A 22,784-nucleotide genomic window follows, 5' to 3' on the forward strand; every position below is an offset into this window, starting at 1 on the left:
TGCGGCGGCTGGTTTCTTCAACATATCCCAATGAATCACAAAACCCCAGGCATAGCCAGGGGTTTGTCAGCAGCCTGAGGCGCGCCCTTAAGGCGCGCTTCTTTCGAAACCGAAGAGTACAACGCTTATTCAGCGTCAGCTTCTTCCTTCTTCTTTTCCTGAACGATTTCCTTGCCGGTTTCCTGATCGACAACCTTCATCGACAGACGAACCTTGCCGCGTTCATCGAAGCCCATGAGCTTGACCCAGACCTTCTGGCCTTCCTTGACCACATCGGTGGTCTTGGCAACGCGGTCGCTGGCCAGCTGTGAGATGTGGACCAGACCATCACGCGGGCCGAAGAAGTTCACGAAAGCGCCGAAGTCAGCAGTCTTGACGACCGTGCCTTCGTAGATTTCGCCGACTTCCGGTTCCGCAACGATCGAGTGGATCCACTTCTTGGCAGCTTCGATTTCTTTGCCGTTCGATGAAGCGATCTTCACCGTGCCATCGTCTTCGATGTTGATCTTGGCGCCAGTCTTTTCCACGATTTCGCGGATGACCTTGCCGCCCGAACCGATAACATCACGGATCTTGTCGGTCGGAATGTTCATCACTTCGATGCGCGGAGCGAATTCGCCCAGCTCAGCGCGCGACGAGGACAGAGCCTTGGCCATTTCGCCGAGGATGTGGATACGGCCACCCTTGGCCTGTTCCAGAGCGACCTTCATGATCTCTTCGGTGATACCGTCGATCTTGATGTCCATCTGCAAGGAAGTGATGCCATTTTCCGTGCCGGCAACCTTGAAGTCCATGTCGCCGAGGTGATCTTCATCACCGAGAATGTCGGAGAGAACGGCGAAGCGTTCGCCTTCCTTGATGAGGCCCATGGCGATACCGGCAACCGGACGGGCAAGCGGAACGCCTGCGTCCATCAGAGCCAGCGAGGTGCCGCAAACCGTTGCCATCGAGGACGAACCGTTGGATTCGGTGATCTCCGAAACAGCGCGGATCGTGTATGGGAACTGCTCGGCGGCCGGCAGCATCGGGTGGATAGCGCGCCATGCGAGCTTGCCATGACCGATTTCGCGACGGCCCGGCGAACCCATGCGGCCGGTTTCACCAACCGAATATGGCGGGAAGTTGTAGTGCAGCATGAAAGGCTGCTTGTAGGTGCCGGTCAGGGCGTCGATCATCTGCTCGTCTTCGCCCGTGCCGAGCGTGGCGACGACGATAGCCTGCGTTTCACCACGGGTGAACAGGGCCGAGCCGTGAGTGCGCGGCAGAAGGCCAACCTCTGAGACGATCGGACGAACAGTCGAAAGATCGCGTCCGTCGATGCGGGTGCCGGTGTCGAGAATGTTCCAGCGAACGATCTTGGCCTGCAAGTGCTTGAAGATGGTCGCGAACTGTTCCGGCGACATTTCTGTTTCTTCCGCGCCTTCCGGGAAGAAATGTTCCTTAGCCTTTGCCTTGGCGGCATCGACAGCGGCGTAACGGACCTGCTTTTCGGTGATCTTGTACGCGTCGCGCAGCTCGTTTTCGACAACGGCAAGCATCTTGGCTTCGAGGGCCGAAAGGTCTTCTGGCAGGAAGTCGCGCGGTTCCTTGGCGGCAACTTCAGCGAGTTTGATGATCGCGTCGATGACCGGCTGGAAGCTCTTCTGGCCGAAAACAACAGCGCCAAGCATGACTTCTTCGGAGAGTTCCTGCGCTTCCGATTCAACCATCAGCACGGCTTCCGAGGTACCGGCAACAACCAGATCGAGCTTCGATTCCGGCATTTCGTCGATATTCGGATTCAGAACATATTCGCCGTTGATGTAGCCGACGCGTGCGCCGCCAATCGGGCCCATGAAAGGCACACCCGAAATGGTGAGCGCTGCGGAAGCGGCAACCATCGACAGGACGTCCGGATCGTTTTCCAGATCGTGCTGAACGACGGTAATGACGACCTGCGTGTCGTTCTTGTAACCGTCGACGAAGAGCGGACGGATCGGGCGATCAATCAGGCGCGAAACGAGGGTTTCGTTTTCGCTCGGACGACCTTCACGCTTGAAGTAACCGCCAGGGATTTTGCCGGCAGCGTAGGTCTTTTCCTGATAGTTGACGGTCAGCGGGAAGAAATCCTGACCCGGCTTCGGCTCCTTGGCAGAAACGACAGTCGCCAGAACGACAGTTTCGCCGTAGGTTGCCAGAACAGCGCCGTCAGCCTGACGGGCGATCTTGCCGGTTTCGAGCGTAAGCGGACGACCGCCCCATTCGATTTCCACTTTGTGGGTATTGAACATATCTTGTCCTCATATGGAGACGCCGCGCAAGGCGCTAAGGCATCTCCGTGGTTGGCGGACGCGCCACGGGCAAGACAACGGGAAGCTCGAGGAAAAGCGAACTACCTGCAATCCTGCCCCATGACTGGTCCATGTCATGAGCCTTTTCGGCTCTCGGGCAACCCGATCCGGCCTTGTTTCGTCCGGGGCGGGAAATAAGGGCGTATGCCCTATTCTCTGTTTCTTCGCATTATCCAACGCAAAACCGCTTCGCACTTTTGCTGGAAATGCTTTTAATAAAACAAACGGGCGACGTTTATCACGTCGCCCGAATTACCGTTAGCGGCGCAGGCCTAAACGGCTGATCAGCGCCTGGTAACGTGCCTGGTCGATGCCCTTGACATAGTCAAGAAGGCGACGACGCTGCGAAACCAGCTTCAGAAGGCCGCGACGTGAATGATTGTCATTCTTGTGGCCCTTGAAGTGTTCGGTGAGATTGGCAATACGCTCTGAAAGAACGGCAACCTGAACTTCAGGAGAACCGGTATCGCCTTCCTTGGTGGCATATTCCTTGATAAGTGCTTGCTTGCGCTCAGCAGTAATCGACATCGTACACCCTTTCTTGATGAGAGGAAAAACAGACGCCCAGGCCGGGATGTCGTCCAGCGCGGGCCATTTACACGATCTGATCTGCATTTTTGCGGGATCGCTGTTGGGGCATATAGTGCAAAAACGGCAAGAATACCAGCATCAAATACACCCCAGCAATGAGCAGACTCTTTTAGGCGACCGTAAAAACCCGCTTCGGCTTGAACTGACCATGCTCGATATAGCCGATGGCGAGCAGCTTTCCGCGCGCCGTGACGCAGGCTTCGTCCGCTTCCAGTGGGGCATCGCGACCACGCAGGATCACTGGATTGCCGAGACGAACGCGCTGCGCCTGATCGTCGGTCAGAGGCACCTGCGGCAGGCAGTCGAGGGCAGCGCCCGTGTCGATCACCAGCGCGTCGAGGCCGGAAAAATCGCGACGCGGCGCAGGTTCAGCCACATTGCCATCCTCGTCTTTCGGCGGTAGCGGCGGCCAGACGGCTTCCAGTTCGGAAAGCGTCACGAAATCTTCTTCCGTAAACGGAGCGACTTCGATACGGCGCAGTTCAGAAATATGGCCGAAGCAGCCAAGGTCGCGGCCCATATCGCGCGCCAGCGAGCGGACATAGGTGCCCTTGGAGCACTCGACTTCGAATGACGTGCGGTTGTCGTCGTGGAATTCGACGATCTCCAGACGGTCGATCTCGACTTCGCGCGCCGGAATTTCCACCGTTTCGCCTTCGCGAGCGAGATCATAGGCGCGTTCACCGTCGATCTTGATGGCGGAGAACTGCGGCGGGATCTGCGAGATGACGCCGGTATAATTTGGCAGCAAGGCCTCGACCTCTTCCCGCGAGGGGCGCTTGCCGGAGGTCTTGGTCGACTGGCCTTCCAGATCGTCGGTCGAACGTTCTTCACCCCAAGTCACCGTGAAACGATAGACCTTGGTTCCGTCCATGACATAAGGCACGGTCTTGGTGGCTTCCCCCAGAGCAATCGGCAGCATGCCGGATGCGAGCGGGTCGAGCGTACCGGCATGACCGGCCTTCTCGGCATTGAACAGCCACTTGATCTTCGAGACCGCTTCGGTCGATCCCATACCTTTCGGCTTGTCGAAAATGACCCAACCGGAAACCGGACGGCCTTTTTTCTTACCCCGTCTTGCCATGCTTTATTCGTCTCCTTTGCGGGAGGTTTTATCCTCGCCGTCTTCATGGTCATGCGAAAGATCGCGCGCCACTTCCGGCGACCGCAGAAGTGCGTCGATCTTCGAAAAATTGTCGAAACTCGTGTCTGAGCGAAAGCGGAACTCCGGCATGTATTTCATCTGGCCAAGGACAGGCGCCATGCGTCCGCGAATAAATTTCGCGTTTGCGGCCAATGCCTTGACGATAGACTGCGGGTCAACATTGCCAAGTGGCATGATGAAACAGGTGGCGATCTTCAGATCGGGCGACATGCGCACTTCCGAAACGGAAATGACGGTGCGCTCGATCAGATCGTCACGGATTTCACCGCGCTGGAGCAATTGCGCCAATGCGTGGCGCACCTGTTCGCCAACGCGAAGCTGGCGCTGGGAAAGGCCGCCTGAGCCTTTTGGGTCCGGGGAACGTGCCATAGCTATATCCTCGATGAACAGCCATCAACCGGCGTTCAGCCTCTCAGGCTGTCCGACCGCATGGCTTGAAAATTATGGGCGTAACTTACCACAATTCAGATGGGAGTCAGACCCTCGGAACCGGGCAATAAAAAGCCGGACCGCCCGTATGGGCGGTCCGGCCAAAGCTATTAAAGCGTGCGCGAAACGTGTTCGACGCGGAAGGCTTCGATGACATCGCCTGCGCGAATATCGTCGTAATTCTCGAACGCCATACCGCATTCCTGACCGGCCGGAACTTCCGACACTTCATCCTTGAAGCGCTTGAGCGTCTTGAGCTTGCCTTCGTGGATGACCACATTGTCGCGGATGAGGCGCACACCTGCGCCACGCTCGACCTTGCCTTCGGTGACACGGCAACCGGCGACCTTGCCGACCTTGGTGATATTGAAGACTTCGAGAATCTCCGCATTGCCAAGGAAGGTTTCGCGGCGTTCCGGCGACAGAAGGCCCGACATCGCCGCCTTAACGTCATCAATGAGATCATAGATGATGTTATAGTAGCGGATTTCAATGCCCTGCTGATCGGCTGCATCGCGAGCCTGCTTGTTGGCCCGGACGTTGAAGCCGATGATCGCGGCGTTGGAAGCCTCGGCCAGCGACACGTCGCTTTCCGTGATGCCGCCTGCGCCCGAATGGACGATGCGGGCGCGAACTTCGTCGGTGCCAAGCTTGTCCAGCGCATTGCTGATCGCTTCGATGGAGCCCTGCACGTCGCCCTTGATGACGAGCGGGAATTCCTTCGTGCCCGACACCTGGAGCTGGTTCATCATCTGCTCAAGCGAGCCGCGAGCGCCTGACTGGCGTGCAACAGCCTTGTCGCGCGCCAGACGCTGGCGATATTCGGCGATTTCACGTGCCTTGGCTTCGTTGGCAACCACTGCGAAACGGTCGCCCGCCTGCGGCGTTCCCTGAAGGCCGAGGATTTCGACCGGCATTGCCGGACCGGCCTCCTTGACATGCTCGCCACGGTCATTGACCAGGGCGCGCACACGGCCCCATTCGCTGCCGGCAACGAGAATGTCACCCGGATGCAGCGAGCCCTTCTGGACCAGAACGGTGGCAACCGAACCGCGACCGCGATCGAGCTGGGCTTCGATGACCACACCTTCGGCGGTACGGGTCGGATCAGCTTGCAGGTCGAGCATTTCCGCCTGAAGCAGAACTGCGTCGAGCAGCTTGTCGAGGTTGATCTTGTTCTTGGCCGACACTTCGACGTCGAGCACTTCACCGCCCATCGATTCCACGAAGACTTCATGCTGCAACAGTGCAGTACGAACCTTCTGCGGATCGGCGGCAGGCTTGTCGATCTTGTTGATCGCCACGATGATCGGCACACCGGCCGCCTTGGCGTGGTTGATCGATTCAATCGTCTGCGGCATCACGCTGTCGTCGGCGGCAACCACCAGAATGGCAATATCGGTTGCCTGCGCACCGCGGGCACGCATTGCGGTAAACGCGGCGTGGCCCGGCGTATCGATAAAGGTGATCTTCTGGCCGTTCTGTTCGACCTGATAAGCACCGATATGCTGGGTGATGCCGCCAGCTTCGCCCGACACGACATTGGCATGACGGATGGCATCGAGCAGCGAGGTCTTGCCGTGGTCGACGTGGCCCATGATGGTTACGACCGGCGGACGCGAAACCATGGCAGCCTGATTGTCTTCCACGTTGAAGATACCTTCTTCAACGTCCGATTCAGCAACGCGCTTGACGGTGTGGCCGAATTCTTCGGCGATCAGCTGTGCGGTATCGGCATCGATGACGTCGCCCGGCTTCATCATCTGGCCCTGCTTCATCAGGTACTTGATGATATCGACCGAACGCTCCGCCATGCGCTGGGCCAGTTCCTGCAGCGTGATGGTTTCAGGAATGGTCACTTCACGCGAAATCTTTTCGCGGGTTTCCTGCATCTGCGAACGCTTGAACTTTTCCTGACGGCGACGCATCGCGGAAAGCGAGCGCGAACGGCCCTCTTCCTCAAGATTGCTCGTAAGCGTCAGCTTGCCGCGACGGCGATCATCATCGCCCTTCGTGGCCTTCGGCGCGCGCACTTCCGGCTTCGCCGGAGCCCCGCGACGGACTGCGCCGCGACGATCATCGTCGTCATCCGACTGGCCGGGCTTGCGAAGCTGGCTCTGTGGAAGAGGCTTGCCCGGTCCCGGTGCGGTTTCGGCAAGCGACGGAGCCGGACGCGGTCCACCCTGCTGTGGACGACCGCCCTGCGGCGGGCGATTACCCTGAGGGCGACCAGCCTGCTGCGGACGGTTGCCTTGTGGCGCCGGACGTGCGTCAGTGCGCGCTTCCGATTGCGGCATGCGCTTGGCAGCTTCTTCCTCTGCCTTGCGGCGGGCGTCAGCCTCAGCCTTGAGACGGGCCTCTTCTTCCGCCTGACGACGGGCGGATTCTTCACGTTCCTTGGCGCGGCGAGCATCTTCCTCGGCGCGGCGCTTGGCTTCCTCGACCGCGCGTGCGCGTTCTTCAACTTCACGAACCTGCGCTTCTTCTAGCGCGCGGCGGCGCGCATCCATTTCAGAGCGCGACAGCGTATTCAACACCATGCCGGAGCGGTCGGATGGGCGCGGACGCTGTGCCTGCTGGCCGCCAGGGCGTTGCTGTGCCGGTCGCTGCTGTGCAACATGCGGCCTTGTTACCGGAGCGGCAGGCGCCGCTGGCTTCGGTGTCGGGGCTGCGGGAGCTGGCGCACGTACGACCGGTGCGGCTTGTGCAGGCTGGGCAGCCTGCGCCGGCGCAGGTGTAGCAGGCGTGGGAGCAGCAGGTGCCGGAGCTGCCGGCCGTGGAGCCGCTGCCTCGACTTCCGGCTTCTCATCGGGCCGCGAGAATTTGCGCTTCTTCGTTTCAACGACGACAGCCTTCGTGCGGCCGTGGCTGAAATTCTGGCGCACGGTGCTCTGCTCGACGCCTGGCCGCTTCATGGTCAGCGTCTTCTTCGTATTAACGCTCAGCGTCTTGTCGTCGTTCGTTTTATCGCTCATTACGTTTCCGTTTCCTTCGCGGCTCCGGCCGCTCTACTCGAGCTTTATCCAACGCGACCAGGTCAGGTTGGATAAAGCTCCAGTCATCCGCCTCAACGCACAATCCGATCCGGAGCCTGCCAAGCCCCTCCAGAGTTGCGCTCTAATCCAGGTTCGATGCGCTTTCATCGCGATAGCGATGCAACATAAGCGCCCGCTTTACGAACCCGGCCGCCGCCTTTCCTTCAAGTACGGCTGCATGTATCACATTTCCGCCCCCAAATGCCAAATCCATTTCTTCCCCCGTAAAAAGAGTGAAAGAAGGGATTTCCGGGCCATCCAGATGCACCACAGCGCGGCGAGCCTGATCAAGCTTGCGTACACCGTCGGCAGCGGCTTCCTTCGCGTGCAACACCATGGCGGCTGTCCCGGTGCGGATCGCCTGATCCACCTTGGTCGAGCCCGACACCACAGCTCCGGCCTTACGAGCCAGAGCGAGGCTACCGAGAGCAGATTTCGTCAGCAGCTGGTCCACCAGCGCGCCAAGATCCGCCTGCGGCGTCACACCTTCTTTCAGCGCTCGCGCAAAAAGCTTGCGCTTGACCGCTTCGTCCACCAGACGACGCTCGGCCTTGACCCAGCATCCCCTACCCGGCAGATTCTTTTTCAAGTCCGGCACAACGGACCCGTCGGGACCAGCCACGAAACGGATCAGATCATCGGCAGAACCGCTTTCGCGCGTGACGATACAGGTTCTGTCATTCATATCCTGCTCCACGCGAACTCCAGTCTTGCCATATTGCGGTCTGCCGCGCACATCGGACGTGACGCGGGCGCTGTACCAGAGCAAAAGCCCCACCACAACCCGTAAGATGACCGGAACCCACTCGAAACCCGAACCGGCCAATCAATTCGAATGAACGATGACCATTTTTCCGGGATCAATTGCGAGAGCCGCACAGCTTACGCCTGAATTGTCTCAGACGTAAGAAGCCATGCGGCTCTTTTTATTCCGGCTGCTTCTTAAGAAGCCGCTTCCTCTTCGCCGACTTCTGCTTCTTCTTCCTGAGCAGATGCCAGTTCTTCTTCCGTGATCCATCCTGCCTTCAAACGCGCAGTCAGGACCATCTGTTCCGCATCGACGCGCGAAACATCGAACGAAGAGAAGATGCCGCTATGAGCAACGGTTTCGCCGTCCTTGCGCTCACGCCAGCCGACCAGATCGTCAACGGCATATCCGGCAAAGTCTTCGATCGTCTTGACGCCATCTTCACCGACAGCCACCAGCATTGCCGTGGTGATGCCCGGCAGTTCGCGCAGTTCGTCTTCGACGCCCAGTTCCTTGCGGCGATCATCCTGTTCGCTTTCGATGCGATCCAGATATTCGCGGGCACGTTCCTGGATTTCGCCAGCCGTATCTTCATCGAAACCATCGATGGACGCGATTTCGCCCGGCTCGACATAGGCCAGTTCTTCAACGGATGCGAAACCTTCGGAGGCCAGAACCTGACCAACCATCTCGTCAACGTTGAGCGCGTCCATGAAGAGCGTCGAACGCTCGGCGAATTCCTTCTGACGACGTTCGGATTCTTCGTCTTCCGTCAGGATGTCGATGTCCCAGCCGGTGAGCTGGGAAGCAAGACGTACGTTCTGACCACGACGACCGATTGCGAGTGATAGTTGGTCATTCGGAACGACAACTTCAATACGTTCGGCATCTTCATCGAGCACAACCTTGGCAACTTCAGCTGGCTGAAGTGCATTGACGATGAAGGAAGCTGCGTCTGGAGACCACGGAATGATGTCGATCTTTTCACCCTGCAGCTCGCCGACAACGGCCTGAACGCGGGAGCCGCGCATACCGACGCAGGCACCGACGGGATCGATGGACGCGTCACGCGACACGACCGCGATCTTGGCACGGGAACCCGGATCGCGGGCCACCGACTTGATTTCGATGATGCCGTCGTAGATTTCCGGAACTTCCATGGTGAAGAGCTTCGCCATGAAGGACGGATGGGTGCGCGACAGGAAAATCTGCGGACCGCGCTGTTCGCGGCGCACGTCGTAGACATAGGCACGAATGCGGTCGCCGTAACGGAACGCTTCGCGCGGGATCAGTTCATCGCGGCGCACGATGGCTTCGCCACGACCGAGATCGACGATCACATTGCCGTATTCGACGCGCTTGACTGTGCCATTGACGATTTCGCCAACGCGATCCTTGTATTCGTCATACTGACGGTCACGCTCGGCTTCGCGCACTTTTTGCACAATAACCTGTTTTGCCGACTGGGCAGCGATACGGCCGAAATCCATCGGTGGCAGCTGATCGGCGATGAAGTCGCCAACCTGTGCGTCAGGATTGCGATCACGGGCGGTGAAGAGCGAAATCTGCGTCGCGTAATCCTCGACATGCTCGACGACTTCCAGCAGGCGCTGCAGCTTGATCTCGCCGGATTTCGCATTGATGTCCGCGCGGATGTTGCTTTCCTGACCGTAGCGCGAGCGCGCGGCCTTCTGGATCGCATCGGCCATGGCCGCAAGAACGATCTCGCGGTCGATCGACTTCTCGCGTGCGACCGCATCGGCGATCTGCAGAAGCTCCAGCCTGTTAGCACTGACTGCCATTGGACTCTCCTTGGTGTCGCATCCAGCTCCTCAAGATGCCGGACGTCTGAAACTTATTCTTTATCTTCGGCTTCGCCCGATGCAGCTTCATCGGACTGCCCGTCCGCTTCTTCGCCACCGAGGTCATCACCCGGAATACGCCCTTCGCGCAGGGCCTTGTCCTTGCGCAGCGCATCGCGGATCAGGTCATCGGTCAGCACGAGACGCGCATCCGAGATCAGGTCGAATGGAATGCGCACGACAGGTTCGCTGCCGTAGGAAATCTGGTCGCTTTCGATCACGACGGATTCCGCATCGCCCATAACGATACGTCCGCGGAATTTCTTGCGGCCTTCATGCACGATGGAGGTTTCCACCTTTGCGATATGACCGGCCCAATCGGCAAAATCCGACTTACGGACCAGCGGACGATCGATACCCGGAGACGAAATCTCCAGATGATATTTTCCGTTGATCGGGTCTTCCACATCGAGCACCGGTGCGACTGTGCGGCTGACCAGTTCGCAATCATCGACGGTCATCGTACCGTCGGGTCGTTCGGCCATGATCTGCAAGGTCTGGCCGTTCAACCCCGAGAGGCGCACGCGTACCAGTCGAAAGCCCAGCGTATTGATGACCGGCTCGATGATGGAAGCCACTTTCGCATCGATACCCGTCTCGCGAATGATGCGCTCATCCGCGCCTGTTGCGAGCACTTCTGCTTCGTTTGCCTGAACCTGTTCCGTCAACCTAAAAACCTTTCAAAAGGCTGGAAAGCCTCTTCAAGTTAGCCGTAAGTAACAAAAAAGAGCGGGACCGGGGGGACCCACTCTTGTTCAAACGACCAAGAATTTGAGTTTTATATACCAGCGGAAACGGATTTTTTCAAGTCCGCTTCTGACGTTCGATTCATTCCCTTCGCTGTTAGTAACTTCAACGGCGAATGAACGTCAGATAGGCGGCACGTCGTCCTTCGCGAAAAGCCTTTGCCTCATAGCGCGTGCCAGGCCAGCTTTCATAAGCGTCATTCCAGTCAGACGGGCCTGCCGCCTGCCAGTCAAATGCCGGATGGCGGCGACAATGCTGGAGCGTCCAATTGACATAATGTTCGATGTCCGATGCAAACCGGAATTTCGCACCGGGCTTCAGGACTCGGGCAAAGCGGTCGAGATTGGCATCGCTAACGAAACGGCGTTTCCAGTGGCGACGCTTGTGCCATGGATCGGGATAGAAGAGATCGATACCCGCCAAGGAGGTATCCGGCAGCCAGTCCAAAACCGCCGTTGCATCTTCGTCGTAGAGACGCAGATTTTGTCGCGGTTCGCTATCCAATGCAGCCAGCATCTTGGCCATGCCGTTGACGAAAGGCTCGACGCCAATGAAACCTGCCTGCGGATAACGGCCTGTCTCATGGTGCAGATGCTCTCCGCCGCCAAAACCGATTTCCAGACGCACAGCATCGACCTTTGCTTCAAAAAGCGTGCGCAGATCCTGCGGCGCGGGCTTTTCGACATCAATCTTCAGGCGCGGCAGAAGATCCTCGAACAGGTTCTTCTGATGGTTGCGCAAAGGCTTGCCATGGCGACGGCCGAAAAAATTTCCGGCACCGCGCAGAGGATGAGATTCTTCGGTCATATTTGATCCATCGGGATGCGCTCTAATAGCGGAAGAGCGCGATCAAAGACCGCGCCCTCCGAAATTTGCCCGACACATAACGCCATGCAGCCCGCGATGCAACTTTCCGACTGGGAAGTTAGGCTACCGCTGCCTTCAGCGCCTTGGTAAGATCGGTCTTCTCCCAGGAGAAGGAACCGTCACGGCCCGGCTTACGACCGAAATGACCATAGGACGATGTCTTGGCATAGATCGGCTTGTTGAGGTCGAGGTGCTTGCGGATACCCGTCGGCGACAGATCCATGACCTCGCGAAGCGCTGTCTCGACCGCCGATTCGACAACCTTGCCAGTACCATGCAGATCGACATAAACCGAAAGCGGCTGTGCCACACCGATGGCATAGGAAAGCTGAATCGTGCAGCGGTCGGCAAGACCGGCAGCAACAACGTTCTTGGCAAGATAGCGCGCGGCATAAGCGGCGGAACGATCCACCTTGGTCGTATCCTTGCCCGAGAAGGCGCCACCACCGTGCGGAGCGGCGCCACCATAGGTGTCCACGATGATCTTGCGGCCAGTCAGACCGGCATCGCCGTCGGGTCCGCCAATGACGAACTTGCCGGTCGGATTGATGTACCAGTTGCAGTTGGCAGCAATCGGAAGCTCGCCCAGAGCCTCACGAATATAGGGCTCGACAACCGAACGGACCTTTTTGGAATCCCAGCTCGCATCCAGATGCTGCGTGGAAAGAACGATCTGCGTGACCTCAGCGGCCTTGCCGTTCTCATAACGCACGGTAACCTGGCTCTTGGCGTCAGGTCCAAGCATACCCGCATCGCCTTCGCCCTTGTGGCGGGCTTCGGAGAGCTTTTCGAGAATCTTGTGCGAATAATAGATCGGCGCCGGCATGAGATCCGGGGTTTCGCGGCAGGCATAACCGAACATGATGCCCTGATCGCCTGCACCTTCCTCGCCCTGACGGTCGGCGGCGTTGTCTACGCCCTGCGCGATATCGGCAGACTGCGGATGCAGAAGAACGTCGATCTTTACGGTTTTCCAGTTGAAGCCATTCTGTTCGTAACCGATTTCCCGGATCGCCTTACGGGCCGCAGAGCGGAAGCGCGAAGGATTGATCAATGGATGCCCGGCAGTATCATGGGCGACAGTGCCGTCCTTATTCTTCTTCAGAAAAGTATCCGGCACACGCACTTCGCCGGCAATGACCACGCGATTGGTGGTAGCAAGCGTTTCGCAGGCAACACGGACAGACCATGGATCGACACCAGTACGGCGCGCTTCCTTGTAGATCATGTCCACGATTTCATCGGAGATGCGGTCGCAAACCTTGTCCGGATGTCCTTCGGACACAGATTCGCTGGTGAAGAGATAAGAACTGCGCGACACGGGTAACCCCTCTTGAAAATCCAACGGAGAATACCTCCGCCATGGAAACACAGTAGCGCCCGGAACAGGTTTTCAGCGTTCCGGGCACAGTAATGTGTTAGCGAAGTTAGGATTGAACCGTCAATGCAAATTCTTGTTGTCACAGCGTCTTGGCGGGAAATTTCGTTCCAAAAGACATTTTCTGCCCGCTCGAGCGCTGTAATTTGCAAAAGTCCGGCGGGACATCGTTATGTCCCGCACGTGCAGCTTTTTCCGGAATATGAAATCAGTCTGCGTCCGCAGCGAGCGACTTCACGAGATCGATGATCTTGCGGCGCACTTTCGGATCTGAAATTTTCGTGAAGGCGCGGGTCAGCTGAACACCTTCATTGGAATTCAGGAAATCGACCACATAGGTCGCTTCATTGTCTTCTGCAAAACCGGCCTGGTTCGAGGAACCCGGTGCATCTTCAAAAAAGAAGGAAACCGGGACATTCAGAATTGCCGAGATCGCCTGAAGGCGGCTTGCACCGACACGGTTGGTGCCTTTCTCGTATTTCTGGATCTGCTGAAACGTAATTCCGAGGCTTTCGCCAAGTTTTTCCTGACTGAGACCCAGCATGTTACGGCGAAGACGGATGCGGCTGCCGACATGCACGTCAATGGGGTTGGGCTTCTTTTTATTCTCAATCATACAAGTGTCACTCCTCGCAGCTGCGAGCTTTCATTCATGCTCTGTTCATCTGAACAGCGATAACAATAGGTTTTGGGAGGTAGTCTGACGATTTTCCGCAAAAACCGTCGCCGCCGAGCCATAACATCGTAACAATATTAGTCTGTCAATGAAAACGCCTGCCGATTGGCAGTCGGAAAGCCACGCTCAACACGAGTAAGGTTAACAGCGCTACCAGAGATTGTCGCGAACCCGGTGGCATGCCCCAAAATGGTGCACGAGATGACGGTAGGTAAGCATCAATGACGCCAACCGCGTCATGTGCGAGGCCATCAGTGATTCGACCATAAGCATCAACGACAGCTGAAAGACCATTATTAGCTGCACGAATGAGGGGGAGCCCCTGTTCCACAGCGCGAACCTGAGCCTGCCGGAAATGCTGGTACGGGCCGGGTGTATCACCATACCATGCATCATTTGTCACATTGATGATGGCGCTGGCTCTTTGTCCCGAATATCCAAGCTCATCCGGAAAAATGGCTTCGTAGCAGATCAGCGGCAGGAAGGTCTGGCCATTTTTTACGTTCAGCGCGCGACGCGATGCGCCTGCCGTAAACCCACCCGGCATTTCCACCACTTCCTGAAGTCCGAGCCTGCGCAGGAAACTCTCATAGGGGAGATATTCGCCGAAAGGAACGAGATGAACCTTGTCGGCGGCATCAACGATGACGCCGCGATTATTAATTGTATAAATTGAATTATAGTAGTGCGGCTCACCGCTACCAGCTGCCTTCTCTTCGCGAACGGCACCGGTCAGCAGCATCTGCCCGTCCTGTAAAACCTCGCCGATACGTGACAGAGCCTCGGGCGTTGATGTGAGAATATAAGGAACTGCTGTTTCCGGCCAAATGATCACATCGGGCTTCGGCTCGCCTTTGGCAGGCGCTTCGCCGGTCAGCGACACCAGCTTGTCGAAGATCGACCGACGTTCGGTATTATCCCATTTCATGGTCTGGGCGATGGACGGCTGTACGATGCGAACTGCAAGCGTGCCTTTTTCCTCACCGATTGCCGGCGCCTTTGAAAGCGTCCAGGCACCGAAACCAACGTGACCGGCGATGAGCATCAAGGCTAATACGATACCTGTCCTTGCAAACCGCCCGCCAATCAGCAGAGCCGGTGCGGCAAAGACAAATACGGCCAATGCACTCATTCCGATCAGACCGAGTACGGCAACCGATTGCATCAGGAGCGGAATCGGCATGACGGCATAGCCGATGGCATTCCACGGGAAACCAGTGAACAGGAAAAGTCGCAGCCATTCTGCCAGTGCAAAACCGAACGCCAGCGCGAAGATGCGCCCCAAACCATCCGACCAGAAAATCCGCGCAACCGTGGTTGCAAACGCATAGAACAACGCCAAAAACGCAGGCAGGCCCAGAACCGCCAGCGGCAGGGCCCATGCAAACTGCTCCGCATCGACCAGCAGCGCCGTACCGATCCACCATAATCCGGAGACGAAATAGCCGAAACCGAACCACCAACCGACCATGGCGGCTGGCAGGAGACGGCGCACCGGTCCGGCATTCGCTTTCGCAATAGCTCCGTCGATCAGCCAGACTAAAATGGGGAAGGAAACGAAACCCGCCACAAAACCATCGAAGGGCGGCTGGGTCAGCGTGGCGAAGGCACCACTCAGAAAAGCAGTCAGCGCACGACGCCAGCCGCTCGAAAGAATGATCCTGCCCGCCAGTCTTTCGATCATCAGGCCTCTTTGGGGGTGTCGTTTGTGGCTTCGAGCTCTTCGGGTTGTTCTCCCGGCTTGGCGGATACTACAGCGCGCTGCTGGCGGCGACGATCAGCAGCAGAAAGCGGCACGATGCGCACTTTCTTCACCCGACGCGGATCGACTTCCAGTACATGGAACTCGTAGCCCGGAATTGCCTGCACGACTTCGCCGCGAACTGGAATGCGCCCGAGAACAGAGAAGATGAGACCGCCGACCGTGTCGACATCCTCGCCATGTTCTCCCACTTCGAAAGACGGGCCGATTTTTGCAGCCAGCTCTTCCAGATCGGCGCGCGCATCGACAACGAACACACCGTCGGCCTCTTCAGCGATCATGATTTCTTCGTCGTCATGCTCATCTTCGATGTCGCCAACGACCATTTCGACGATGTCTTCCAACGAAACCAGACCGTCGGTGCCGCCATATTCATCGATGACCAGTGCCATCTGGATATGGGTCGCCTGCATGCGCGCCATCAAGCCGCTCGCCATCATGGACGGCGGCACGAACAGGACCTTGCGCATCAGATTGAGTTCACCGATCGTCTTGGTGAGATCGATACGACCCATGTCGAATTTGGCAGCCTTATCCTCGGCCGTTGCCTTGCTGCGCGTGCTGCTGCGACGCGTAGTTTTTTGGCGGGCCTGCTTGGTGATGAAGTTGAGAACATCACGGATATGGATCATGCCGCGCGGATCGTCCAGGGTCTCGGCATAGACCGGCATGCGCGAATGACCGGATTTTTCGAAAAGCTCCAGCACTTCCCAGAGAGGCGTGGAAATTTCCACTGCCTCGACATCAGCACGCGGGATCATCACGTCTTCGACGCGGATTTCGCGCAGGCGAAGGATGTTGTGAAGCATCGCCTTTTCTTCAGGTGAGAATGCTGAATCCTGTTCGCTTGCCGTGCTGGAAAGCGCATCGGCCAGATCTTCGCGCAGGGAAGATGACTGGCGCGAGCGCATGAACGGGAAAATATTAGACAATAGGGAACGCTTCTCGGCCACTACGGGCCGCTGCGTACTTTGCCCTTCGGCGTCTTGAGTCTCGCTGCGATTCTCGCCAGCGGACGGGGGGTGCGATGTTTGATCAGCCATGGTCAATCGTTGTTAGGGTCTTATTCGGATACAGCATAAGGGTCAGGGATGGCAAGGGCATGAAGGATCTCACGCTCGCGCCCCTCCATCACATTCGCTTCCGCATCGGTTTCGTGATCGTAACCCAAAAGGTGCAAAAAGCCATGCACGACGAGATGCACGACATGGTTTTCGAGCGGCTTACCTTCTTCGTTGGCTTCACGCTCGACTGTTTCCCGCGCGATGATGATATCGCCCAGCATCGGACCCGGCTGCGCCCCGGCCTTGATTGGAAATGCTGGGAACGACAGCACATTGGTCGGCTTGTCCTTGCCGCGCCATTCCGCATTCAGTGTCTGGATCGAGGCATCGTCGGTGAAGACCACACTCAGTTCGCTTTCAGCGTCCTTAAGGTTCAAATTGGCCCAGGCGGCCTCGACCGACTTCCTGACGAGCCCTTCAAGGGCGGTCTCATCCGGCCAGTTGCCAGCTTCAACCATGATATCGATATGGATCGCGTTATTTGACACGTTCTGCGGCGGCTCTCCATGCTGGCTAGCCGCATCATCCTTTCAGTTACAAGAAAGCTGCCTGCCAAAAAGGCAGACAGCATCTTTTAAATCGTGATTCCTACAGGCAATTGCAAGGCCATTTGCGCGTATCATTCCGAACGCGCGTGCTGTTTGCCGTCGCGGTCGTAAGCGCCGACGATTGCCGCTACCAGCGGATGACGAACAACGTCTTTCTCTGTAAAACGCACCTTGATGACTCCCTCGACATCGTCCAGCACACGAAGCGCTTCCACGAGGCCGGATTTCTGGCCCGGTGGAAGATCGATCTGACTCGGGTCGCCGGTAACGATCATGCGCGATCCCTCACCGAGACGAGTCAAGAACATTTTCATTTGCATGGAAGTCGTGTTCTGCGCCTCATCGAGAATGACCGCAGAATGCGCCAGCGTGCGTCCGCGCATGAAGGCGAGCGGCGCGATCTCGATCACGCCTGCCGTAATGGCACGTTCGACCTTTTCCGCCGGCATCATATCGTAAAGCGCATCGTAAAGCGGGCGCAGATAAGGGTCGACTTTTTCCTTCATATCGCCCGGCAGGAAGCCGAGACGTTCGCCCGCCTCCACAGCCGGACGAGACAGGATAATGCGCTCCACCAGACCGCGTTCCAGCAGCATCGCCGCATGAGCGACGGCAAGATAGGTCTTGCCAGTCCCAGCGGGACCGACGCCGAACACCAGCTCCGACCGGTCCAGTGCACGCATATAGGCGTCCTGCGTCGGCGTGCGGGCAAAAATGGTCTTCTTGCGCGTGGAAATCTGGGCCGCAGAGAGTTTGCCCTTGTTTTCCATCGTCGGCAGGGTGAGCTGGTCATCGGCGGCGATTGCCATACGCAAGGCGCCGTCGACATCCGACGTTGTCAGTTCATGGCCCTTCTGCAGCGTTTCATAAAGATGATCGAGCGCACGCCGCGCCTGCTCGGTTGCGGTCGGCTCGCCCCGGATCGAGAGTTGATTTCCCTTGGAGCGGACATCCACGCCAAGCTTCTGCTCGATGCGGGCCAGGTTCTCATCGAACTGACCGTAAAGCGCAATGGCAAGACGGTTATTATCGAAGGTGAGCACGATGTGGGCCATATCCGAGGCCCCGGTCGTCGGGCTTTTTTGCGTTTGATTGGTTGGCTTGGCAGACTTCAGCTTTTCCGTAGCGCTCAACCGTATCTCCTTAAAGCACAATCCTGAAAAGTTGCTGACTTTTCAGACCAGATTATGCGTGAACGCAAACCGTTCACGCATTGTAATCACAGTCTCGACAGGATTACCGGCAAGCGACTCAGAACGCCGAAATTTTCTGCCTCGGCACCATCATGCCTTCAGGCCAGTTTTTGCGCAATAAGGCTATTGGTCCCTGTGGAGGTGATTTTCACATGAATGATGTCGCCAATCCGGTCCTGGTTGTCATCGATGATGACTGGCAGGAGCCATGGCGAGCGCCCGACCATCTGGCCTGCCTCGCGACCGGGCTTTTCGAGCAGCACATCCATCTCGCGACCGATCATGGAACCCTGAAACGCATATTGCTGTTCGGATAAAAGCGCCTGGAGGCGCTGGAGGCGCTCATCCTTCACCGCTTCTTCCACATGATCGGGCAGATCGGCGCCCGGCGTGCCAGGGCGCGGCGAATATTTGAACGAATAGGCCTGCGCGTAATTCACGTCACGCACCAGCTGCATCGTGTCTTCGAAGTCCTGATCGGTTTCACCGGGAAAGCCGACAATAAAATCACCCGAGAGGGCCAAATCCGGCCTGACTCCACGGATGCGCTCGATCAGGCGCACATATTCATCCGCCTTGTGGCGACGGTTCATCGCCTTGAGAATGCGATCCGAGCCCGATTGTACCGGCAGATGCAGATAAGGCATCAGCTGGCGCAGATCACGGTGAGCGGCAATCAGGCTGTCATCCATGTCGCGCGGATGGCTGGTCGTATAACGAAGACGGGTAATGCCCGGAATGCGCGCTAAGCGAAACAGAAGCTCGCCCAAGCCCCATTCGCGACCATCATCACCAGCGCCGTGCCAGGCATTGACGTTCTGGCCGAGCAAGGTCAGTTCGCGCACGCCGCCATCGGCAAGGCGCTCGGCCTCTGCCACAATCTGCTTCACGCTGCGCGAAACTTCCGAGCCGCGTGTATAGGGAACCACGCAGAAGGTACAGAATTTGTCGCAACCTTCCTGCACGGTGAGGAAAGCAGAAACACCGCGTTTGCGAGTCTCCTCCCGCCGTGGCGAAGGCAGATGTTCGAACTTGTCTTCGAGGGCATATTCAGTCTCCACGACCTTTTCGCCGCCGCGAACCCGCGCAAGCGCATTGGGCAGACGATGATAGGTCTGCGGGCCGATGACGAGATCGACATTCGGCGCACGGCGCAGAATTTCCTGTCCCTCTGCCTGCGCCACGCAGCCCGCGACGCCAATGGTCAGTTCCTTGCCATTCGCTTCGCGAGCGTCCTTCATCTTGCGCAGACGACCCAGCGCGGAATAAAGCTTTTCCGACGCTTTTTCGCGAATATGGCAGGTATTGAGCAGAACCAGATCGGCATCGTCCGGCGTATCGGTAGCAACATACCCTTCCGCTGCAAGGCTGTCGGCCATGCGCTGGCTATCGTAGACGTTCATCTGGCAGCCATAGGTTTTTACGAAAACCTTGCGCACATTGGGTCGCTCTGTCGTGGATTCGAGATCGGTGATATTGTCGCTCATGCGCGGCTATCTACAGCTTTTGTCACCAATTTGAAAGGTGACAATCTGCACACCTGGCCGAACACGTGATCGAACGGCTATCAGTCTTCGGGGATTTCACGCCCCAGCAATGCGCTTTGCAAAAGCGCACGCACCCGGTTCTCCATTGTACGCGCCAACGTCTTGCGGTCCGTCCTGGCCGTTACCACGACCGGCTCGCCAAAACGTACTTCGACGTCAATGGCGCCTTCACGCAAGATACCCTTCAGGTGCGGCATCAGCTCGACGTCGCCCGGCCAGGAGGCGATCGGGCGGAAATAACGGCCCATGGCCATGCCATGCACGCCCGTATAGGCGATAGCAACCGGCTGTACTATGACTTCTGGCACGTTGGCTTCCTTGATCGCAGCGTGCGCGGCACCGAAAAGTGCTGTCTTGAACGGCAGGACGCGATTGCCATCCGAGGTCGTGCCTTCCGCGAACAGCACCATGGCATCATCGGTGGCCAGACGTCTGGCTATTTCCGAAGCCTGTTCACCGGTCTTGCCCCGGCGTTCACGCTCAACGAAAACGGTGCGTTGCAGAACGGCAAACATGCCGAAGACCGGCCAGCTCCTGACTTCCGACTTGGCAATGAAGGATATTTGTCCGACCGTCGACAAAACGATGATATCGCTCCATGACGTGTGATTGGCGACCAGCAGAAGGGGCCGTCCCTCATGCATCTGGCCAACGGTCTTGATACGAAAGCCGAACAGCCGCGCGGCAATGCGATGGAACAAGATCGGCAGGCGACGCTTCCAGTCGTTCTTGAGCTTAAGCAGCAGATATTGAACTGGAACGAGCGACAGGCTTAACAGGGCCATAGCCGCAAGAACGAAGAAGATGCGGATTGCTCCGATCATCGCTGCCCCGCCGAAGTACGTCTCAGGTCGCGGCGCAATATCAGTGCAGCCGAACGTCCGTTCGCCGTTTCGTAATAGGCAGGTCGGTCGCCAACTTTCTGGAAACCGAGACGGCGATAAAGTGCCTGTGCGGCAACATTCGCCTCATCCACTTCCAGAAAAAGAGTTTCGGCTCGCTCCTGATAAAGGTGGCGCAGTACCGCATCCATCAGCGCGCGCCCGACGCCCTGGCGCTGCGCATCACGCGTGACGGCGATGGTCAGGATTTCCGCCTCACCGGCCACCAGACGCGCCAGCACGAAACCACAGGCATCGTTCGGCTGACCTTCCGCACGCGCAACAAAACCGAAAACCGTATCCTGCGCAATCAGCGACCGGAAATCGTCGGAACTCCAGCCGTGATAGAAAGCGACTGCATGAATGCGCTGGATCGCATGACTATCCCGGGCATTCAATGGTTCCACCGAAACCTGTCTGCGACCAAAACGACCGAATGGCAAGCCCATCATCGGCTATTCTCCGGTGGCCTTGCGCGGCAACGCAAACCCGATCTGCGGCTTCGCATCCGGCCCACGCATGTAAAGCGGCTTCGGCGCATCGCCAGGCTGGCGCGAGCTTGCCAGACGCGCATAGATACCGATTTTCGCGGTCGGCTCAACCGGGCCAAGTGTAAAACGACTGTCGATCACGTCATTGATCGCAGGGGCCGCGGAGCCTGCAAGAACCGTATTTTTCGCTTGGGACGCGGCAAGAGCCTCCGCTTCCTCTCGCGACAGAACCAGTGGTTTCGCGCTCGGCAAGCCTTTTGCATTGAATGATTGCGCATAAATCTCGCCGCGATGCGCATCGAGAACAACCAAAACTGGCTTTTCCGGCGACAGAGACTGTGCTTCTGCGGCCAGCGCTTCGAAGGCAGTAATACCGATGGCCGGAACGCCGAGAGCCAATGCAAAGCCACGTGCTGCCGAGACACCGATACGGACGCCGGTAAACGACCCAGGCCCGATATTGACCGCTACCCGATCCATCTCGCGGAGTGATAATTTTGCCTCTGTCACCGCGCGTTCGACATAGTCCATCAATACTTCCGCATGCCCCTTGCCGATGTTTTCACTCACATCGGCAAGCACGACATCGCCGTCAGAATCGTAGACGGCAACGGAACACCACGAAGCGGCAGTATCGAGCGCAAGTATCTTCATGCGCAACCGGGTAAATCAGATTTTACGTCGCGACAAGCCAAGTCTTGTCCAAAGGCTGGGTCGGACCCATTTTTTAGCCGTTCTCGCGGAACAAAAACCGGCGATATGCGTTTGAAAAACGGGTGCGGGAATATTTTTGTTGTCTTGACGGCGACATGGCCCATCCAGCAATCGAACCTCATAAGGATCTGGCAGGTTCGTTTGCGTTTGGAGCAGCCAGCCCGTGACTATGAGCGACGTCTCCCAGCCGCTTCACGCCGGATCGAACAAAAGGATATGAGGATAAAATGTCCAAGAAGTCGATGCATGCAACCCGCAACGATCTTCCTTCCAATACGAAGACGACAATGATCGCACTGCTGAATGAAAATCTCGCCGCGACAATCGATCTCGCCCTCATCACCAAACAGGCCCATTGGAACCTTAAGGGGCCGCAATTCATCGCCGTTCATGAAATGCTCGATGGTTTCCGCACCGATCTTGACGAACATGTCGACACGATTGCCGAGCGCGCCGTACAGATTGGCGGCACGGCTTACGGCACAACGCAGGTGGTTGCCAAGGAAAGCAAGCTCAAGCCTTATCCAACCGACATCTATGCCGTTCACGACCATCTGCTGGCATTGATCGAGCGCTATGGCGATGTCGCCAATCTTGTCCGTAAGTCGATCAAAGATGCAGACGATGCAGGTGACGACGATACGGCGGATATCTTTACCGCCGCGTCCCGCAGCCTCGACAAGGCATTGTGGTTCCTTGAGGCCCATGTTCAGGAAAAAAACTGACCTCATCGATGCAATGAAAAGGCCGGGAATT

At 57.5% G+C, this 22,784-nt stretch carries 20 protein-coding genes; 1 reads left to right on the forward strand and 19 read right to left on the reverse strand.

Going from position 1 to position 22,784, the window contains the following annotated elements; translation table 11 throughout:
- Positions 1 to 125: 125 nt before the first annotated feature.
- The 19 genes from pnp to tsaB form a co-directional block, all read right to left on the reverse strand.
- Entirely contained in the window at positions 126 to 2,270 is a 2,145-nt protein-coding gene (gene pnp, locus JNC70_RS04875) for a polyribonucleotide nucleotidyltransferase (RefSeq protein WP_104755209.1), read from the reverse strand.
- Positions 2,271 to 2,588: 318 nt separating this feature from the next.
- Positions 2,589 to 2,858, reverse strand: a complete 270-nt coding sequence (rpsO, locus tag JNC70_RS04880) for a 30S ribosomal protein S15 (RefSeq protein ID WP_061344682.1) — start codon at positions 2,856 to 2,858, stop codon at positions 2,589 to 2,591.
- A gap of 172 nt (positions 2,859 to 3,030) precedes the next feature.
- Complete coding sequence (gene truB / locus JNC70_RS04885) at positions 3,031 to 4,005, reverse strand: tRNA pseudouridine(55) synthase TruB (protein WP_104755208.1); 975 nt, start codon at positions 4,003 to 4,005, stop codon at positions 3,031 to 3,033.
- Positions 4,006 to 4,008: 3 nt separating this feature from the next.
- On the reverse strand, positions 4,009 to 4,455 hold the full coding sequence (gene rbfA / locus JNC70_RS04890; protein WP_104755207.1) for a 30S ribosome-binding factor RbfA: 447 nt from the start codon (positions 4,453 to 4,455) through the stop codon (positions 4,009 to 4,011).
- A 170-nt stretch (positions 4,456 to 4,625) separates the two neighbouring features.
- Positions 4,626 to 7,490: a translation initiation factor IF-2 gene (gene infB / locus JNC70_RS04895; RefSeq protein ID WP_104755206.1), complete on the reverse strand. Its 2,865-nt coding sequence runs from the start codon at positions 7,488 to 7,490 to the stop codon at positions 4,626 to 4,628.
- Positions 7,491 to 7,632: 142 nt separating this feature from the next.
- Positions 7,633 to 8,247 (reverse strand): RNA-binding protein, encoded by a 615-nt coding sequence (locus tag JNC70_RS04900; RefSeq protein WP_374788557.1) that lies wholly within the window; start codon positions 8,245 to 8,247, stop codon positions 7,633 to 7,635.
- A 245-nt stretch (positions 8,248 to 8,492) separates the two neighbouring features.
- Positions 8,493 to 10,100: a transcription termination factor NusA gene (gene nusA, locus JNC70_RS04905; protein ID WP_104755205.1), complete on the reverse strand. Its 1,608-nt coding sequence runs from the start codon at positions 10,098 to 10,100 to the stop codon at positions 8,493 to 8,495.
- Positions 10,101 to 10,153: 53 nt separating this feature from the next.
- Positions 10,154 to 10,828, reverse strand: a complete 675-nt coding sequence (gene rimP, locus JNC70_RS04910; RefSeq protein WP_104755204.1) for a ribosome maturation factor RimP — start codon at positions 10,826 to 10,828, stop codon at positions 10,154 to 10,156.
- A gap of 184 nt (positions 10,829 to 11,012) precedes the next feature.
- Positions 11,013 to 11,714 (reverse strand): tRNA (guanine(46)-N(7))-methyltransferase TrmB, encoded by a 702-nt coding sequence (gene trmB, locus JNC70_RS04915; protein WP_104755203.1) that lies wholly within the window; start codon positions 11,712 to 11,714, stop codon positions 11,013 to 11,015.
- 118 nt (positions 11,715 to 11,832) lie between these two features.
- The gene (metK, locus tag JNC70_RS04920; RefSeq protein ID WP_104755202.1) at positions 11,833 to 13,095 is read right to left on the reverse strand and encodes a methionine adenosyltransferase; all 1,263 of its coding nucleotides are present in this window, start codon (positions 13,093 to 13,095) and stop codon (positions 11,833 to 11,835) included.
- Positions 13,096 to 13,360: 265 nt separating this feature from the next.
- A complete protein-coding gene (locus tag JNC70_RS04925; RefSeq protein ID WP_010657769.1) occupies positions 13,361 to 13,768 on the reverse strand; it encodes a helix-turn-helix domain-containing protein in 408 nt (135 codons plus the stop codon).
- A gap of 145 nt (positions 13,769 to 13,913) precedes the next feature.
- Positions 13,914 to 15,512, reverse strand: a complete 1,599-nt coding sequence (lnt, locus tag JNC70_RS04930) for an apolipoprotein N-acyltransferase (RefSeq protein ID WP_104755201.1) — start codon at positions 15,510 to 15,512, stop codon at positions 13,914 to 13,916.
- Entirely contained in the window at positions 15,512 to 16,633 is a 1,122-nt protein-coding gene (locus JNC70_RS04935; RefSeq protein WP_104755200.1) for a hemolysin family protein, read from the reverse strand. The genes lnt and JNC70_RS04935 overlap by 1 nt, the downstream gene beginning before the upstream one ends.
- Before the next feature lie 20 nt (positions 16,634 to 16,653).
- Positions 16,654 to 17,142, reverse strand: coding sequence for an rRNA maturation RNase YbeY (ybeY, locus tag JNC70_RS04940; RefSeq protein ID WP_104755199.1), 489 nt, complete (start codon positions 17,140 to 17,142; stop codon positions 16,654 to 16,656).
- A gap of 131 nt (positions 17,143 to 17,273) precedes the next feature.
- Positions 17,274 to 18,335, reverse strand: coding sequence for a PhoH family protein (locus tag JNC70_RS04945; RefSeq protein ID WP_180350173.1), 1,062 nt, complete (start codon positions 18,333 to 18,335; stop codon positions 17,274 to 17,276).
- 158 nt (positions 18,336 to 18,493) lie between these two features.
- A complete protein-coding gene (gene miaB / locus JNC70_RS04950) occupies positions 18,494 to 19,882 on the reverse strand; it encodes a tRNA (N6-isopentenyl adenosine(37)-C2)-methylthiotransferase MiaB (RefSeq protein WP_104755198.1) in 1,389 nt (462 codons plus the stop codon).
- 80 nt (positions 19,883 to 19,962) lie between these two features.
- A complete protein-coding gene (gene olsA, locus JNC70_RS04955; RefSeq protein WP_104755197.1) occupies positions 19,963 to 20,766 on the reverse strand; it encodes a lyso-ornithine lipid O-acyltransferase in 804 nt (267 codons plus the stop codon).
- Positions 20,763 to 21,275: a ribosomal protein S18-alanine N-acetyltransferase gene (rimI, locus tag JNC70_RS04960; protein WP_104755196.1), complete on the reverse strand. Its 513-nt coding sequence runs from the start codon at positions 21,273 to 21,275 to the stop codon at positions 20,763 to 20,765. Before rimI ends, olsA begins: the two co-directional genes overlap by 4 nt.
- Before the next feature lie 3 nt (positions 21,276 to 21,278).
- Positions 21,279 to 21,968, reverse strand: coding sequence for a tRNA (adenosine(37)-N6)-threonylcarbamoyltransferase complex dimerization subunit type 1 TsaB (gene tsaB / locus JNC70_RS04965; RefSeq protein ID WP_104755195.1), 690 nt, complete (start codon positions 21,966 to 21,968; stop codon positions 21,279 to 21,281).
- Between the two features lie 287 nt (positions 21,969 to 22,255).
- On the opposite strand from tsaB, the gene dps reads away from it, so the two are divergent.
- Positions 22,256 to 22,753, forward strand: a complete 498-nt coding sequence (dps, locus tag JNC70_RS04970) for a DNA starvation/stationary phase protection protein Dps (protein ID WP_104755194.1) — start codon at positions 22,256 to 22,258, stop codon at positions 22,751 to 22,753.
- Positions 22,754 to 22,784 lie beyond the last annotated feature (31 nt).

This window comes from Brucella oryzae (genome assembly GCF_041929965.1).
GTDB lineage: Bacteria > Pseudomonadota > Alphaproteobacteria > Rhizobiales > Rhizobiaceae > Brucella > Brucella oryzae.